The organism is Streptomyces sp. NPDC020884 (assembly GCF_044333935.1).
Taxonomy (GTDB): domain Bacteria; phylum Actinomycetota; class Actinomycetes; order Streptomycetales; family Streptomycetaceae; genus Streptomyces.
Map to the genome: position 1 here is coordinate 473,748 of NZ_JBIRRY010000002.1, position 16,461 is coordinate 490,208.

General features: G+C 70.7%; 12 protein-coding genes and 1 tRNA gene. 2 read left to right on the forward strand and 11 right to left on the reverse strand.

All coding sequences use genetic code 11. From position 1 onward, the window contains the following. Window positions 1–80 precede the first annotated feature (80 nt). From ACH4UK_RS08920 to ACH4UK_RS08960, 9 genes are all read right to left on the reverse strand, one after another. A complete protein-coding gene (locus ACH4UK_RS08920; protein WP_398355346.1) occupies window positions 81–1,184 on the reverse strand; it encodes an LCP family protein in 1,104 nt (367 codons plus the stop codon). Between the two features lie 263 nt (window positions 1,185–1,447). Further along, window positions 1,448–3,223 (reverse strand): trypsin-like serine protease, encoded by a 1,776-nt coding sequence (locus ACH4UK_RS08925; RefSeq protein WP_398355347.1) that lies wholly within the window; start codon window positions 3,221–3,223, stop codon window positions 1,448–1,450. Window positions 3,224–3,548: 325 nt separating this feature from the next. Continuing rightward, the gene (gene rho, locus ACH4UK_RS08930; RefSeq protein WP_398355348.1) at window positions 3,549–5,591 is read right to left on the reverse strand and encodes a transcription termination factor Rho; all 2,043 of its coding nucleotides are present in this window, start codon (window positions 5,589–5,591) and stop codon (window positions 3,549–3,551) included. A 389-nt stretch (window positions 5,592–5,980) separates the two neighbouring features. Beyond that, window positions 5,981–6,898 (reverse strand): homoserine kinase, encoded by a 918-nt coding sequence (thrB, locus tag ACH4UK_RS08935; protein WP_398355349.1) that lies wholly within the window; start codon window positions 6,896–6,898, stop codon window positions 5,981–5,983. Between the two features lie 329 nt (window positions 6,899–7,227). Continuing rightward, complete coding sequence (gene thrC / locus ACH4UK_RS08940) at window positions 7,228–8,298, reverse strand: threonine synthase (RefSeq protein WP_164616619.1); 1,071 nt, start codon at window positions 8,296–8,298, stop codon at window positions 7,228–7,230. Window positions 8,299–8,305: 7 nt separating this feature from the next. Next, complete coding sequence (locus tag ACH4UK_RS08945; RefSeq protein ID WP_398355350.1) at window positions 8,306–9,607, reverse strand: homoserine dehydrogenase; 1,302 nt, start codon at window positions 9,605–9,607, stop codon at window positions 8,306–8,308. Between the two features lie 185 nt (window positions 9,608–9,792). Continuing rightward, window positions 9,793–11,184 (reverse strand): diaminopimelate decarboxylase, encoded by a 1,392-nt coding sequence (gene lysA, locus ACH4UK_RS08950; RefSeq protein ID WP_398355351.1) that lies wholly within the window; start codon window positions 11,182–11,184, stop codon window positions 9,793–9,795. A gap of 34 nt (window positions 11,185–11,218) precedes the next feature. Then, window positions 11,219–12,307: an ArgS-related anticodon-binding protein NrtL gene (nrtL, locus tag ACH4UK_RS08955; protein WP_398355352.1), complete on the reverse strand. Its 1,089-nt coding sequence runs from the start codon at window positions 12,305–12,307 to the stop codon at window positions 11,219–11,221. Window positions 12,308–12,403: 96 nt separating this feature from the next. Beyond that, window positions 12,404–12,817, reverse strand: a complete 414-nt coding sequence (locus ACH4UK_RS08960) for a response regulator (RefSeq protein ID WP_398355353.1) — start codon at window positions 12,815–12,817, stop codon at window positions 12,404–12,406. A gap of 210 nt (window positions 12,818–13,027) precedes the next feature. Here ACH4UK_RS08960 and ACH4UK_RS08965 point away from each other — a divergent pair. After that, window positions 13,028–13,099 (forward strand) — tRNA-Arg (locus tag ACH4UK_RS08965). Between the two features lie 158 nt (window positions 13,100–13,257). On the opposite strand, the gene ACH4UK_RS08970 is transcribed toward ACH4UK_RS08965, so the two are convergent. Beyond that, on the reverse strand, window positions 13,258–14,367 hold the full coding sequence (locus tag ACH4UK_RS08970; RefSeq protein ID WP_398355354.1) for an FAD-dependent monooxygenase: 1,110 nt from the start codon (window positions 14,365–14,367) through the stop codon (window positions 13,258–13,260). A 159-nt stretch (window positions 14,368–14,526) separates the two neighbouring features. Here ACH4UK_RS08970 and ACH4UK_RS08975 point away from each other — a divergent pair, with 159 nt between their 5' ends. Then, window positions 14,527–15,489 carry a TetR/AcrR family transcriptional regulator C-terminal domain-containing protein gene (locus ACH4UK_RS08975; protein WP_398355355.1) on the forward strand — a complete coding sequence of 321 codons (963 nt, stop codon included), beginning with the start codon at window positions 14,527–14,529 and terminating at the stop codon, window positions 15,487–15,489. Between the two features lie 118 nt (window positions 15,490–15,607). On the opposite strand, the gene ACH4UK_RS08980 is transcribed toward ACH4UK_RS08975, so the two are convergent. Continuing rightward, window positions 15,608–16,180, reverse strand: coding sequence for a hypothetical protein (locus ACH4UK_RS08980; protein ID WP_398355356.1), 573 nt, complete (start codon window positions 16,178–16,180; stop codon window positions 15,608–15,610). Between the last annotated feature and the right edge of the window lie 281 nt (window positions 16,181–16,461).

Sequence of the window (16,461 nt, forward strand, 5' to 3'; positions counted from 1 at the left end):
GACCGGCCGTATCTCCCAAAACCGGGGGCGGACCGCAGGTATTCCCCGACGGCCCGCGCACGGAGCGTGACCGGTGGGGGTTACCCGACGACCTTTCCGGCGTCGCCCTTGTCGCCGGCCGACTTCTCGGTGGCGGCGGCGGGGATCGGCCGGTCGTTCTTGAGGGCGGTCCAGACCTGCCGGCCGGCCTTCTCCTGCGGGAGGACGCGGTTCGGGTCGGCCGGGTCGTACTCCACGGGCAGGGTCACCATGTGGACGTTCTTCGCGTTCAGCCCCTTGAGGCCGTTGGCGAAGCCGGTGAGCTTCTTGACCGAGCCGAGCCCGGAGTCGGTGGTGACGGCCTTGGTGGCGGCGTCCGCGAGGCCGTACAGCTTCGCGGGGCTGGAGAACACCCCGACGCTCCTGGCCTGTTGCATCAGCGCCTTGATGAACGCCTGCTGGAGCTGGATGCGTCCCAGGTCGCTGCCGTCGCCGACGCTCTTGCGGGTGCGGACGAGGCCGAGGGACTGCTCGCCGTTCAGGGTGTGGGTGCCCGGCTCGAGGTCCAGATGGCTCTTGGAGTCGTCGATCGCGGTCTTCGTGGTGATCTCGACGCCGCCGAGCTCGTCGATGAGCTTCTTGAAGCCGGTGAAGTCGACTTCCAGGTAGTGGTCCATGCGGATGCCGGACATCGACTCGACGGTCTTCACCGCGCAGGCGGGTCCGCCGACCTCGTAGGCGGTGTTGAACATCGCCCGGTGCTCGGCGCCGACGGGGTCGCCCGTCGTGTCGCTGACGCAGGCGGGGCGCTCTATCAGGGTGTCGCGCGGGATCGAGACGACGCTCGCGGTCCTGTGGCCCTTGTCGACGTGCACGACCATCGCCGTGTCGGAACGGGCCGCACCCTCGTCGGCGCCGTACTTCCCGTTGTCACCGGAGCGCGAGTCGGACCCCAGCACCAGGATGTCCTGCGAGCCGTTGTCCACGTCGTCGGGACGGTCGGCGCCCAGCTTGGCGTCGATGTCGATGCTGGAGAGGTTGCCGTCGAGCTTCATGTACGCGTATCCGAGCCCGGCCCCGCCGACGACCACGACCCCCGCCACCGTCCAGGCCGTGACGACCTTGGCGCGGTGCCTGCGGGAGGGCTTCCTCCGTCGGCTGCCGGTGCCGCGTATGTGGCCCGTGCTCCTGCTCTGCTCGCTCACGCGTCTCCCTCGTCACTCCTGTTGCCCGTCTGCCCCCTGACGTGGTGGTCCACGCGCGGTCGGCCTCTCCTGTAGGACGGCCGAAGCACCAAGAAGGGTTGCATACGCGCCGGTGGCCCCCGTCGGACGACGGGGGCCACCGGGCTTTCGGGAGAACGTGCCGTGAGACGGCGTTCACCTGGGGTTTCGTATGCGGCGCAGCCGTCGTGCGAGCTGCTCCCCGGCCGTCGCCGGTGTGGCCAAGGTCTCGGGCAGGGCCCGGGTCAGCCGAAGAGGTTGTAGTTGTTGGCTCCGGTGCCCAGCAGCTTGCGGGCGCCGAACATGCCGCTGCCGGCCTTGCCGGTGCCCGGGTAGAGGTACAGCTCCCCGGACTTCACCCTGACGATGATGTCCGCGTGGCCGTCACCGGTGAAGTCGCCGGTGGTGACCAGGGCCGTGGCCACGTCCCAGGTGCGGACGAGGACCTTGGGAGCGAACGGGGCGCTCGCCTTGCCGGTGCCCTTGAAGAGGTACATCTTCCCGCCGCTGCCCCGGGCGACGATGTCGGCCTTGCCGTCGTTGGTGAAGTCACCGCTGCCGCGGACCATGTTGTAGTTCAGGCCGCCGCCGCCGATCTTGATCCGGGCGGCGAAGTTGCCGTCGCCCTTGCCCGGGTACAGCCAGAAGCCGCCGGAGGAGTCGGTCGAGACGATGTCGGGGTGGCCGTCGCTCGTCAGGTCGCCGGGCGCCAGGATCTGCTTGCGGGTGCCCCAGCCGGTGGCCAGCCGCTTGGTCTCCCATGCGTCGACCGCCGTGTTGTACCACTGCCAGTACAGGTTGCCGTCCGTGCCGCGGACGAGCAGGTCCTGGTTGTCGTCCCGGTTCAGGTCCGTCTGGAGCAGGACGTTGATGTCGCCCCAGCCGCTGCTGTACGTGGCCTTCGTCATGCCGGTGCCGGTCGACTTGAACTGGTACATCGTCTTGTTGGACGCGTTACGGGCCATCAGGTCCGCACGGTGGTCCCAGGTCATGTTGGTGTCGTAGGCCCGCGCGTTGATGGCGGGCACATAGGTGCTCACCTTGGCGAAGACGCTGTACGCGCCCTCTCCGACGCAGTCCTGGATGCCCCATGACACGATGCCGGCCAGCTTGCCGCCGATCACCAGCGGACCGCCGGAGTCGCCGTTGCAGGCCCCGACGGTCTCCGCGTCGGTCGCGCCGGTCTTGCCCGCGCAGACCATGTGGCCCGCCACGAAGGAGCTTCCGTACGAACCGCGGCACGCCGCGTCCGAGACGATCGGCAGCGTCGCCGAGCGCAGGGTCGTGGAGATGTCGTCGTTGGTGGACGTGGTGCGGCCCCAGCCGTAGACCTTGGCCTGGGTGCCCGGCGCGTACAGGCCCGTGTCCGTGTTCGCCATCACCGGGAGGGGCTTGGCCGCGACCGGGTCGAAGAGGGTGAGGACCGCGACGTCGTTGTCGGCGGCTCCCTGTACGTCCTTGTAGAGCGGGCTGTTCCACTGCCGGTAGGGCCAGGACACGGTGCCGCTGCTGTTCGGCTCGGTGGAGGTGCTGCCGGTGACGACCACGCCGTTGGCGTTCCAGTCGAAGCCCTTGACGCAGTGCGCGGCCGTGGCGATCTTCGTGGGCGCGATGACGACGCCGCCGCAGAAGAAGCCGGTGTCGTCGGTCTCGTCGCCCGGGGTTCCCCGGTCGTCGTAGTACCAGAGCTGCGCCATCCACGGGGCGCCGCTGATGGGGGTCTGCGTGCCGCCGATGACCATCGGGGCGGCGGTGCCCGGGTCGTCCCCGGCGAACTTGGCGGGCGGGAGGACCTCGCGGTCCGCCACCGCCGAGTCGGCCACGCGCTCGCGCAGCTCCGACTCCGGCGGGGCGACGGGGCGTTCGGGCGCGGCCGTCGGCAACGCGGGCGCGGGCTCCCCGGCCTGGGACGTGGACATCGTCAGCCCGGTGCCGACAAGGGCGAGGACGGTGACGGCCGCCGCCGGAACGGCGAGTCTGAGCCGGCGCGCGTGCCGGCCCCCCGTGGTGCGTATATGCACGCGGTGATCCTTCGGATAGGAACCGGCGGCACAGGAGAAGCCCCGCCGGTCGCGAAACGGCGGGGGTGCACGAACTGGCTGCGACGCAGGGCGGAACGCCGCAGGGCTCACGCCTCTGCCGTTCCGCCTCGATGGCCCCCCACCTCAACTGGCCCAGATTTTACGTGAGCAACAACAGAAGGGGAATGTGTGGAGAAAGAAAAGAAGAAGAAAAGGGAACCACAAGGGACGAAAAAGGACTCCGCCCCTCACCGAAGTGAGAGGGCGGAGTCCTTGAAGAGCTGACCGGGTCCGTGGAGACCTGACCGGCCCGACGCGCGGTCGGTCAGTCGTTGTTTCCGCTGCCCGGCGTCGTCTTCTGGATCTGGAGCAGGAACTCCGCGTTGGACTGGGTCTTCTTCATCCGGTCCAGGAGGAGCTCGATCGCCTGCTGCTGGTCGAGCGCGTGGAGCACCCGGCGCAGCTTCCAGACGACCGCCAGCTCGTCGGTGCCGAGCAGGATCTCTTCCTTACGGGTGGAGGACGCGTCGACGTCCACCGCCGGGAAGATGCGCTTGTCCGAGAGCTTCCGGTCGAGCTTGAGCTCCATGTTGCCGGTGCCCTTGAACTCCTCGAAGATCACCTCGTCCATGCGCGAGCCGGTCTCGACGAGCGCGGTGGCCAGGATGGTCAGCGAGCCGCCGTCCTCGATGTTGCGCGCGGCGCCGAAGAAGCGCTTCGGGGGGTACAGCGCGGTCGAGTCGACACCACCGGAGAGGATGCGGCCGGAGGCCGGCGCCGCGAGGTTGTACGCGCGGCCCAGGCGGGTGATCGAGTCGAGCAGGACGACCACGTCGTGACCCAGCTCCACGAGACGCTTGGCGCGCTCGATGGCCAGCTCGGCGACGGTGGTGTGGTCCTCGGCGGGACGGTCGAAGGTCGAGGAGATGACCTCGCCCTTCACCGACCGCTGCATGTCGGTGACCTCTTCCGGACGCTCGTCGACCAGGACGACCATCAGGTGGCACTCGGGGCTGTTGACCGTGATCGCGTTGGCGATGGCCTGCAGGATCATGGTCTTGCCGGTCTTCGGCGGGGCCACGATCAGCCCGCGCTGGCCCTTGCCGATCGGGGCCACCAGGTCGATGATCCGCGTCGTCAGGATGTTGGAGTCGGTCTCCAGACGGAGCCGGTCCTGCGGGTAGAGCGGGGTCAGCTTCTGGAACTCGGGGCGGCCGCGGCCGGATTCCGGCGCCATGCCGTTGACCGAGTCGAGGCGGACCAGCGCGTTGAACTTCTCGCGCCGCTCGCCGTCCTTGGGCTGGCGCACCGCGCCGGTGACGTGGTCGCCCTTGCGCAGGCCGTTCTTGCGGACCTGGGCGAGCGAGACGTACACGTCGTTCGGGCCCGGCAGGTAGCCGGAGGTACGGATGAACGCGTAGTTGTCGAGGATGTCCAGGATGCCCGCGACGGGGATCAGCACATCGTCGTCGGCCACCTGCACGTCGCTGGCGAAGTCGTCGCGGCCACGGCGGCCACGGCGGTCGCGGTAGCGGCCACGACGGCCGCGACGGCCGCCCGCCTCGTCGTCGAAGTCGTCCTGCGGACCGTTGTCACGGTTCTGCTGGCCCTGGCCCTGGCTCTGCCCCTGGCCCTGGCGCTGCGGGCGCTGCCCGCCACCGCCCTGCTGGCCCTGGTCGTCGCCCTTGCCCCGGCGGTCGCGCTGACGCTCGCGACGCTCGCCCCGGTCCCCACGCTCACCGCGGTCGCCACGCTCACGGCGGTCGCCACGACGGCCTTCGGCCGTGTCTGCGGCGGCCTCGGCCTTGGCGTCGCCCTTGGGCTCGCCCCGCTCCTCGGACTTCTGCTCGGCCTGGGGCTCCGCCTTGGCCTTGACCTCGGTCTTCGCCTCGGTCTTGGTGTCGGGGCTGCCCGCCTGCGCGGTCGCACGGCGGCGGCGACGCTCGCCCGCGGGCTGCTCGTCGCTGGCCGGCTGACCGGGGATGTCGATCTGCTGCTGGGCCGCGTCCTTCTCGGCAGCGGCGGCCTCGTCCCCGGTGCGCGCCTTGGAGGTCGCGCGGCGCTTCGGCTTGCTCTCCGCCTCGGCGGGGGCCTCTGCGGGCTTGGAGGAGGTCTTGGGGGCGGCGGATCCGCCACCCGCCTGCGCCTCCTTGATGACCTCGATCAGCTGGCTCTTGCGCATCCGCGCAGTGCCCCTGATGCCGAGGCCGGACGCGACCTGCTGCAGCTCGGCCAGGACCATGCCCTCGAGGCCGGTGCCGGAGCGGCGGCGCCGTGCGGTGGTGCCAGTGGCAGCACCTTCGGCGGGCGCGGCGCTGTCGACGTTCTTGTCGGCAGTCACGCCCATCAGATCGGTGGTGTCGCTCACGAAGGGTCCTTCCCTGGAGCGGACGTCGGCCTTCTGGCTCGGCGACCGGTTGTGCTGTCCGACTGCGGTCTGTTGATCTTGCTGGATCGCGGACCTTGCCGGGGCGGTGGTCCGCCGGGTACGGCGGAGAGATGAACGTGCGGGGTCCGGCGCGAGATCCCCCTGCTCGGCCCACTCCTGGACGAGCGAGGGGTGTCGTGCCGGTTCCGGAGCGTGCTCGAAACTGCTCAGGCAGGCTGCTCAGGCAGTTGGGGAGGCTCCCGGAAGAATGGTGGTCCCGGAGGGGGACACGAAGCAACGCGCCTCAAAGACGTCGGTTGCAGACTTGAGGTTAACACTACCGGCTCCAACAAACATTCCCCCTCTCGCTCACCGGTAATCACATGCGGTTACGCGGCCAGCGGCAGTACGCCGGCGCCCGTCGCGTCCAGGGCCAGCCGGTTCGCCGCCCAGCCCTCCCCGGCCAGTCGGGCGACCTTGTCGGCCGATCCCGCCTCCGTCAGCGCGAGGACCGTGGGCCCCGCACCGGAGATGACCGCGGGCACGCCGTCGGCGCGCAGCCGGTGCACCAGCTCGACGCTCTCGGGCATCGCGGGGCCCCGGTACTCCTGGTGGATCCGGTCCTCGGTCGCGGCGAGCAGCAGCTCGGGGCGGCGGGTCAGGGCCTCGACGAGCAGGGCCGCCCGGCCCGCGTTGAGGGCCGCGTCGACGTGCGGGACGGTGCGCGGGAGCAGGCCGCGCGCCGTCTCCGTGAGCACCGGGCGTCCGGGCACGAAGACCACCGGAACGACGGAGTCGGCGGGGTCCATCCTGATCGCCCTGGCCGCTCCGCCGTCCATCCAGGCGAGCGTGAACCCGCCGAGCAGACAGGCCGCGACGTTGTCGGGGTGCCCCTCGATCTCGGTGGCCAGCTCCAGCAGGGCCGTGTCGTCGAGGCGGGCGTCGCCGCCGGTCGTCACGGCGCGGGCGGCGACGATTCCGGCGCAGATGGCGGCGGAGGAGGAGCCGAGGCCGCGGCCGTGCGGGATGCGGTTGGCGCAGACGATCTCCAGCCCGCGGGGCTGCCCGCCGAGCAGGTCGAACGCGGTGCGCAGGGAGCGCACGAGCAGGTGGCTCTCGTCGCGGGGCAGCGTCTGACTGCCCTCACCTGCGATGTCGATGTGGAGCCCGGAGTCGGCGACCCGGACGACGACGTCGTCGTACAGCCCCAGCGAGAGGCCCAGGGCGTCGAAACCCGGACCCAGATTGGCGCTGGTTGCGGGGACGCGCACCCTGACGGCGGCGGCTCGGAACGCGGGACCGGCCATCGGTCGGACGACTCCTTGTAAGGCGGTGGGGATGCAGTGCGGGTGGCTCTGCGGCGGCGGGGGTCTGCGGGGATGGGGGCGGTGCGGAGTGTGCACCGGGCGGTAGGGGATCCGGTGGCCCGCCCCGCGTTCGCCGTCACGACGTATGCCGCACCGCGCGGCGGACCGTCGGGCGGATGTCGGGCGGATGGGGTACAGCTTATCGAAGGAAGGTTCTGTCGCGACATAGGGCGCACAGGAGGCGCACGATGCGTGTCGCCCGCCTCCTATGCGCTCTCCGCCCCGAAAAGAAGGCGGTTGAGCTGGGTTGTCGTGGTCGACCGTGCGGGTCAGACGAGTCCGAGCTTCTCCGCGGCGGTGGCCGCGTCGACCGGGACCGTGACCGGCTGCGGTGCGCCCGCGACGGCCCAGTCGGGGTCCTTGAGGCCGTTTCCGGTGACCGTGCAGACGATCCGCTGGCCGGGGTCGACCTTGCCCTCCTCGGCGGCCTTGAGCAGACCGGCGACGGACGCGGCCGACGCGGGCTCCACGAAGACGCCCTCCTGGGAAGCCAACAGCCGGTAGGCGGACAGGATCTGCCGGTCCGTCACCTCGTCGATGAAGCCGCCCGACTCGTCGCGTGCGGCGAGTGCGTAGTTCCAGGAGGCCGGGTTGCCGATGCGGATCGCGGTGGCGATGGTGGACGGGTCCTTGACGACCTCGCCGCGCACGATGGGCGCGGAGCCCGAGGCCTGGAAGCCCCACATGCGCGGGGAGCGGGTCGAGACCCCGTCGCCGGCGTACTCGGTGTATCCCTTCCAGTACGCGGTGATGTTGCCCGCGTTGCCGACCGGCAGGACATGGATGTCGGGGGCGTCGCCGAGCGCGTCGACGATCTCGAACGCGGCGGTCTTCTGGCCCTCGATGCGGACCGGGTTGACCGAATTGACCAGCGCCACCGGATAGTTGTCCGAGAGCGAGCGGGCCAGGGTCAGGCAGTCGTCGAAGTTGCCGTCGACCTGGAGGATCTTGGCGCCGTGCACGAGCGCCTGGCCCATCTTGCCGAGCGCGATCTTGCCCTGCGGTACGAGGACGGCGCAGACCATGCCCGCGCGCACCGCGTACGCCGCGGCGGAGGCCGAGGTGTTGCCGGTGGAGGCGCAGATGACGGCCTTCGCGCCCTCCTCCTTGGCCCGGGTGATGGCCATGGTCATGCCGCGGTCCTTGAACGAACCGGTGGGGTTGGCGCCCTCGACCTTGAGGTGCACCTCGCAGCCCGTGCGCTCGGAGAGGACCTGCGCCGGAACGAGCGGCGTACCGCCCTCACGAAGCGTGACGACGGGCGTCGTGCTCGTGACCGGAAGCCGGTCCCGGTACTCCTCGATGATGCCGCGCCACTGGTGGGTGCCCTTGCTGGTCATGGGTCCTTTACTCCCCTTCAACACGCATGATGCTGGCGACACCGCGCACGGTGTCGAGCTTGCGCAGCGCTTCGACGGTCCCGGAGAGGGCGGCGTCGGGCGCGCGGTGGGTGACGACGACGAGGGATGCCTCGCCGCCTCCGTCTGGACGTCCCTGCTGGCGCACCGTGTCGATGGATACGCCCTGCTCGGCGAAGACCGTCGCCACCTGGGCGAGGACGCCCGGCTTGTCGGCCACGTCGAGGCTGATGTGGTACCGCGTGACGACCTCGCCCATGGGGCTGACCGGCAGGCGGGTGTAGGCGGACTCGCCAGGGCCGGTGGCCTCGCCCAGTTTGTTGCGGCAGACCGCGACGAGGTCGCCGAGGACCGCGGAGGCGGTCGGCGAGCCGCCGGCGCCGGGCCCGTAGAACATCAGCTGCCCGGCGGCGTCGGCCTCGATGAAGACCGCGTTGTACGCCTCGCGGACCGAGGCCAGCGGATGGCTGAGCGGGATCATCGCGGGGTGCACGCGGGCGGTCACGGACTGCCCGTCGGCGGCGCGCTCGCAGATGGCCAGCAGCTTGACCGTGCAGCCCATCCGGCGGGCGGAGGCGATGTCGGATGCGGTGACCTCGGTGATGCCCTCGCGGTGCACGTCGCCGATCTTCACCCGCGTGTGGAAGGCGATCCCGGCGAGGATCGCGGCCTTCGCCGCGGCGTCGAAGCCCTCGACGTCGGCGGTCGGGTCGGCCTCGGCGTACCCGAGGGCGGTGGCCTCGTCGAGCGCCTCGGAGTAGCCGGCGCCGCTGGTGTCCATCTTGTCGAGGATGAAGTTGGTCGTGCCGTTGACGATGCCGAGCACCCGGTTGACCTTGTCGCCGGCGAGCGACTCGCGCAGCGGCCGCACCAGCGGGATGGCTCCGGCGACGGCGGCCTCGTAGTAGAGGTCACGGCCGTACTTCTCGGCGGCGGCGTGCAGGGCCGCACCGTCCTCGGCGAGCAGCGCCTTGTTCGCGGAGACGACGCTCGCGCCGTTCTCGAAGGCGGTGGTGATGAGCGCGCGGGCCGGCTCGATGCCCCCGATGACCTCGATGACGACGTCGATGTCGCCGCGCTGCACGAGCGCGGTGGCGTCGGTGGTGATCAGTGCGGGGTCGATGCCCTCACGCACCTTCGAGGGCCGGCGGACGGCGACGCCGGCGAGCTCGACGGGCGCGCCGATGCGCGCCGCGAGGTCGTCGGCGTGCGTCGTCATGATGCGCGCCACCTCTGAGCCGACCACTCCACAGCCCAGCAGCGCCACCTTCAGCGGACGCGTACGCATCATCCGACCTCGTTTCTCATACCTAGACCCTCCGGCGACGGGGGCGGCGCCGCGGTGCCGGGCACGCACCCAGCCCCGCTCCTTCTCCCACCCTCCCATCGCCGGAGGGTCATGCTCATGTGTGGACCAGTCTCACTCACCGGACGGGGGATTCTGACCCCCGTCCGGATCCTGAGACGACTATTTCATCAGCCGACATCGAGACGCAGGAGATCTTCCTCCGTCTCGCGCCGGACGATGACGCGTGCCTCTCCGTCGCGCACCGCGACCACCGGCGGGCGCAGCGCGTGGTTGTAGTTGCTCGCCATGGAACGGCAGTACGCGCCGGTGGCGGGGACGGCGATCAGGTCGCCGGGCGCCAGGTCGGCGGGCAGGAAAGCGTCCTTGACCACGATGTCACCGCTCTCGCAGTGCTTGCCGACGACCCGGACGAGCATCGGCTCGGCGTCCGAGGTGCGCGAGACGAGCGCGACGCTGTATTCGGCGTCGTACAGCGCGGTGCGGATGTTGTCCGACATGCCGCCGTCGACGCTGACGTACGTCCGCAGCCCCTCCAGGGGCTTGATCGTGCCGACCTCGTACAGCGTGAACGCGGTGGGTCCGACGATGGCGCGGCCCGGCTCGACGGAGATCCGGGGGGTGCGCAGCTTCGCGGACTCGCACTCGCGGGTGACGATGTCGCTGAGCGCCTTGGCGATCTCGTGCGGCTCGCGGGGGTCGTCCTCGGAGGTGTACGCGATGCCGAGGCCGCCGCCGAGGTCGATCTCGGGCAGTTCGACGCCGTGCTCGTCGCGGATCTCGGCGAGCAGCTGCACCACGCGCCGGGCGGAGACCTCGAAGCCGGCCATGTCGAAGATCTGCGAGCCGATGTGCGAGTGGACGCCGATGAGTTCGAGCCCGTCGAGGGTGAGCGCGCGGCGCACCGCCTCGGCGGCCTGCCCGCCGGCGAGCGCGATCCCGAACTTCTGGTCCTCGTGCGCGGTGGCGATGAACTCGTGGGTGTGGGCCTCGACGCCGACGGTGACGCGGATCTGCACGCGCTGGCGGACGCCCCGGCGCTGGGCGATGTGGGCGACGCGGACGATCTCCTGAAAGGAGTCGAGCACGATCCGCCCGACCCCCGCCTCGACGGCCCGCTCGAGCTCCGCGACGGTCTTGTTGTTGCCGTGGAAGGCGATGCGCTCGGCGGGCATGCCCGCGTCGAGGGCCGTGGCCAGCTCCCCACCGGAACAGACGTCCAGGTTCAGCCCCTCCTCCTGGAGCCAGCGCACCACGGCGCGGGAGAGGAAGGCCTTTCCGGCGTAGAAGACGTCGGCGTCCGGACCGAAGGCGTCGGACCAGGCGCGGCAGCGGGCCCGGAAGTCGCTCTCGTCGAGGAAGTACGCGGGGGTGCCGAACTCCTCCGCGAGCCGGGCGACGGCGATCCCGCCGACGGTGAGCGCGCCGTCGGCGTCGCGGGTGACGGTACGCGACCAGACCTTCTCGTCCAGGACGTTGAGGTCGGCGGCGGGCGCGGAGTAGTGGCCCTCGGTGAGGACGTCGGCGTGGCGGGGTCCTGCGGGGTGTGCGGAGCGGCTCATCGTGATGGTTCTTTCGGGTCGCTTCTGAATCGCGTCAGAGGTGTTCGGGCGCACGGATGCCGAGCAGGGACAGGCCGCCTGCCAGCACCGTCCCGGCGGCTTCGGCGAGGGCGAGCCGGGCACGGTGGGCGGCCGAGGGTTTCTCGTCACCGGCGGGCAGGGACGGGCAGGAGTCGTGGAAGTCGAAGAACGCGTGCGCGACGGCTTCCAGCTGCCGGGCGACCCGGTCGGGCGCACGGTGACGGGCCCCGGCGAGCAGGATGCCGGGGTGGTCGGCGATGAGGTCGAGGAGGGGGCGGGCGCCGCCTTCGTACGCGGGCGGCGTGGCGGCCCCGGTGGGCGCGGCGGGCTCGGCGGTGAAGCCGAGGAGTGCGGCCCCGCGGGTGAGGGCGCGGGCCCTGGCATGGGCGTGACGGACCAGGAAGAGCGGGTTGGCCTCGCCCTGGACGAGCAGTTCGGGGCCGAGGGCGGCGCGGTCGTGCCCGGCGGGCCGCAGCAGCCCCCAGCGGGCCGCGTCGGGGCCGAGCCGCTCCAGCAGCTCCGCCGCGGTGGCCCCGGCGGGGACGGGCCGGATCCCGGTGAGCGGCACGGGGGGCGTCCCGTGCGCGTCGACGGTGACGCCGAGGCGGGCCCAGTCCGGGTCGGCCGCCTCCTCGCAGCTGGTCCGGACCCGGGCGCCCTGGGCGATGACGAGCCGGCGCACGGCATGCGCGGTGACGGCGGCGCGCACCTCCCGCGCGTGGTGGAACTGGAGGATCTCGTCCCGGAGCGCGTCCCCGTGCCCGTACGCGATGCCCTGGTGCCGTACGGCGTCGAGCACGGCCCGGTCGCTCTCGGCCGGGGTGTCGAGGGTGAAGCTCAGGAACCCCGGTCCGGTGATCTCGACCCGCCCGATGCCGGGCTCGGCGGCGACGCGTTCCCGCAGGATGCGCGCGACCTCCAGGGCGGGCAGCGCCGCGGGTCCGGCGAGCTGGAGCGCGACGGCGCAGGCGTAGTCACCGCTGCCGCCGGGCCGTGTCCTCTCCACCCGCACGCGCGCGGGCACGGGCGCGGGCAACGCATCCTCGGCGACCGCGCGGCGCACGGCGTGCAGCACGGTCGAGGAGAGGTCGGCGGGGGTCACGGGTCAAGCGTAGGTGAGAGAGGGGGGCACTTCGCGACCCTGTTTCGCCATCCGGTCAGCCGGACCCGAATGCGCCGCCCCGGTTTCGCCGCCCGGTCAGCCGGCGGCGCTCCCCGCCCGCCCGGCGCCGCGCCGCCCGTCCACCGAGGGTGCTTCCTCCCCGGTCACCAGCCGGCGCATGATCCGCACCAGCTCGCTCGGCTCGAACGGCTTCGCCAGGAACGCGTCGACCCCGGCCGCCACGCCCGCGTCGACCTCGTAGGGCGTACAGGCGCTGATGACGGCGATGGGGAGGCGGCGGGTCCGGGGATCGGAGCGCAGGCGGGTGGCGGTCTCCAGACCGTCCATCCGGGGCATCACCACGTCGAGGGTGATCGCGTCGGGGCGGACCCGCTCGACCAGGTCCAGGCACTCGACACCATCGGCCGCGGTCACGACCTCGAAGCCCTCCAGCTCGAGATTGACCCTGATCAGCTGCCGGATGACCTTGTTGTCGTCGACAACAAGCACGCGGCCGTACGCCCCTGACACTCTTCGAGAGTAGGTCGGCCGGAGGGGCCGCGTCCGGGTTTTGTCCACTTCCGCCCCGGACGGGTGGACCCCGCCCTCACCGCCCTCCCGGCGAGGAGAACGGGGGTCGCGGCACGGCGGAATACCTGTTCACGGACACACGGTGGGAGCTGGTAGTGTTTCACCCGTCGCAGAGCAACACCGCGATACGCCCCCGTAGCTCAGGGGATAGAGCATCGGCCTCCGGAGCCGGGTGCGCAGGTTCGAATCCTGCCGGGGGCACTCCGGATCAAGGCGCTGACCAGCAGAAATGCGGGTCAGCGCCTTTTTTGTTCGTTCCAGAACAGCACCGGCCTGAAGGTCCGCGCGCGATGAGCGGTGTCAGCTCTCCGACCAGGCACTGTGCGCCGCGTTTGCCCTGAACTCACGTCCGCGCGGGTTCACCTGTCCAGTGACAGGGCGTTCTTGGCCTGCGTGAGGGATGCCTCGGAGGCGGGTCCGCCGGGATTCTCGGTGGCCAGGGCTTGGTTGAGGGTGACGAAGGGACGCATCCGCTGCTCGTAGCGGGAGTACGCGGCGCGGTGATCGCCGTGCGCCTGGGCGAGGCAGTCAGCCAGCACGTGAGCACCCACGAGGGCCAAGCTGGTGCCTTGCCCCGAGAGCGGGGAAGGGCAATAGCCGGCGTCTCCGAGCAGGGCCACCCTGCCGCGCGACCAGTGGTCCATCCGGATGTGGGCGATGGCATCGCAGTAGAAATCGGGCGCGTTCCGGGCGGCCTCAGCCAGGCGGGGCCCTTCCCATCTCAGGGAAGCGAGCTTGTCGGCGACGAGTTCCCGAAGGGCGGTGCCGCCGCGAAGATCGTGGGCCAGAGGCGCGGACTGGAAGCCGAAGGCGATCCTGAGCTCGGTGTTGTCGCGCACGGGCATGATGCCGAAGCCCGCGTCGCCATCCCGTAGCCACACCTGCCAGTCGTCCAGTGCGAGGAAGTTGTCCGCGCTGAACACGGAGAGGTAACTGCCCAGGTGATGGGCGAAGCGGTCCTCGGGGCCGAAGGCCAGGCGTCGTACGGTCGAGTGCAGGCCGTCGGCCCCGATCACCAGGTCGAAGCCGCGGGACGCTCCGTGGGCGAAGTCGACGCGCACGCCGGTCTCGTGCTCATCGAGCGCGGTGACGCTGTCACCGAAGAGGTACTCGACGTCTGCGCGCGTGTGTTCGTGCAACATCCGCACCAGGTCCTCGCGCAGCAACTCGATGTCGTCGCTGTCGAGCCGGCCGCTGCTGAAGGTCGCCTCGGTGGAGCGATCGACCTCCCGGCCCTCGGGGTCGAGGATCGACATGCCACGCATCCGGGTGCGCACGCGTCGTGCCTGTTCCAGTAGGCCCATTCGCTCGGCGACGTCGAGCGCGACACCACGGACGTCCACGGCCTGGCCGCCGGGGCGCGGACTCGGGGCGCGTTCGACGACGGTGACCCCGAAGCCGTGGCGGCAGAGCCAGTAGGCGAGCACCGGCCCGGCGATTCCGCCGCCGGAGATGAGAACAGTCTGCATGGGAAACTCCTTCAGTACGCTGTACGCGCACTGAACGTACGATGTACGCGCAGGGCCTTCAACTGGCCAAAAAGCCCTCTGTACTAGGGCAGCCAGCCTCCATTCGGCGTTCCCTGCTGCTACCTTCTGCACTAGTACAGGCCGGAAAGGTGGCAGGACGTGACGAAGCCCACAGGTGCATCCGTTCAGCCGCCCTACCAGCGGATAGTCGCCGAGGTACGCCGACGCATCATCGACGGTGAACTGGGCCCCGGGGACCCGGTTCCCTCGACCCGTCAGATCGCCAGGGAATGGGGTGTTGCGCTCGCCACCGCCACCAAGGCCCTGACCACCCTGCGCTTCGAGGGCCTTGTCGAGACCCGCCCCCGGATCGGCACCGTCGTCGCCGGAGCCGTCCCCGTCACGCCGCCCCGCAGGCACGCGCCACCCGCCCCACCTGCCGAGCAGGAGCTGACCCTCGACCGGATCGTCCGCACAGCCATCGACATCGCCGATACGGAAGGGCTGTCAGCGCTCTCCATGCGCGGCGTCGCGGCTCGGCTCGGCGTAGCCGCCATGTCCCCCTACCGGTACGTCCCCAGCAAGGACGACCTCGTCCTGCTCGTAGCAGACGCCGCGTTCGGCGAGGAGACCTACCCCGCCGACGCACCCGAAGGATGGCGCTCCCGCATCGAGCTGGGCGCTCGAACCCTGTGGACCCTGTACCGCAGGCACCCGTGGCTGGCCCAGCTCGGTTCCCTCACCCGCCCGTTGCTCGTGCCCAATCTGATGGCCCACGGCGAATGGATGCTGAGTGCCCTCGACTGCCACGGCCTCGACCCCACCACCCTGTTCGACATTCACGTACTGATCTACAGCCACGTTCAGGGCCTGGCAGTGCACCTGGAGTGGGAGGCGCAGGCGGAAGCCTCCACAGGCCAATCTGAGGACCAGTGGATGGACAGCCGAGCCCAAGCCCTGCAGGAACTGGCGGAATCAGGCCGCTTCCCCACCTTCGCCAAGGTGGTCGGAGCCTTCGACGACGGCTATGACCTGCGTCTCGACGCGCTCTTCGAATCCGGGCTCAAGGCACTCCTCGACGGCCTGGCTCCCCTCGTCGAAGGCCAGGAAGCTGTCGCGTAGAAAACGGGCGTCGTCGTGCCACCCCCGAGTGTGCTTCTCGTCCAGGCCAAGTGAGTCGGTTCGCCGCTGTCGACCGGTCCGGTGCCGTCTTTGCCGGCTCGCCCCGGAAGCGGGCGGATCAGTACTTTCCGTCGACCGGGATCCAGCCGGACCAGGTCTCGGGCTGGTAGAACTTGCCGGTGTCGCCGTCGTAGCGCAGGACGCGGAGGCGTACCTTCCCGTTCTCGCGGTAGTCCTTGTTGCAGGTCGCCCAGGTGTTCACACCGAGCTTGTTGACGCAGACCTCCTCGGCGCGGCCGTAGTCGGTGTAGACGCCGACGGCCGCGGACATGCCGTCCTTCTTCGTGTCGCCCGCCCAGACGATGTCTCCGTTGTGCTGGAAGCACCCGCTGGAGCCGTAGACGGAGGTCGAACCGAGGCAGGTGTTGGACGGCGAGGCGGCCTTGGCCGCCGCCACCGCTTCGGCCGACCCGGCCGGCTCCGTCTCCCCTGCCGATTCCGCCGGGGAGGGGACCGTGGTCCCGGGCGCCGGGGCGACGCCTTCGACGATCCTCAGGTCCGCCGGCATCTGCACCTCCTGGGGGCTCACCGGCGCGTCGTCGGCCAGCGCCGGCGTCGCGGTGACGGCCGAGAGGGCGAGTGCCGACGCCCCGGCGAGAACACTCAGCTTCGAGCGCCAGTTTTCACTCATACTTCACTACCCCCGCGCCTGACCTCTGTTGCGAGATCATCAATTACCACATGTGAACAGGATGTGAGACTAAGAGATCGCCGTGATGGATGGAAGAGGCTTCTGTGACGCAGGGGTTCCCTGGTGCGCACGGTGCACTCGTCGACGGCATGACAGGAGGGGCGGGGCCCCCGGGGGGGGGCCCCCCCCCCGGGAATGCCGTTTTGAAACCCCCGGGGGGGGCCCCGCCCCCCCCCCCCCCGGGGTGGCGGCGAAAGAGAGATTAACGCCGGCCACCCCCC

Bases quoted from the DNA above. Each gene is read 5' to 3' on its own strand.
- ACH4UK_RS08980 (WP_398355356.1), bottom strand. From the start codon at position 16,180: ATGAGTGAAAACTGGCGCTCGAAGCTGAGTGTTCTCGCCGGGGCGTCG.
- lysA (WP_398355351.1), bottom strand. From the start codon at position 11,184: ATGAGCCGCTCCGCACACCCCGCAGGACCCCGCCACGCCGACGTCCTC.
- thrB (WP_398355349.1), bottom strand. From the start codon at position 6,898: ATGGCCGGTCCCGCGTTCCGAGCCGCCGCCGTCAGGGTGCGCGTCCCC.
- ACH4UK_RS08945 (WP_398355350.1), bottom strand. From the start codon at position 9,607: ATGATGCGTACGCGTCCGCTGAAGGTGGCGCTGCTGGGCTGTGGAGTG.
- thrC (WP_164616619.1), bottom strand. From the start codon at position 8,298: ATGACCAGCAAGGGCACCCACCAGTGGCGCGGCATCATCGAGGAGTAC.
- ACH4UK_RS08970 (WP_398355354.1), bottom strand. From the start codon at position 14,367: ATGCAGACTGTTCTCATCTCCGGCGGCGGAATCGCCGGGCCGGTGCTC.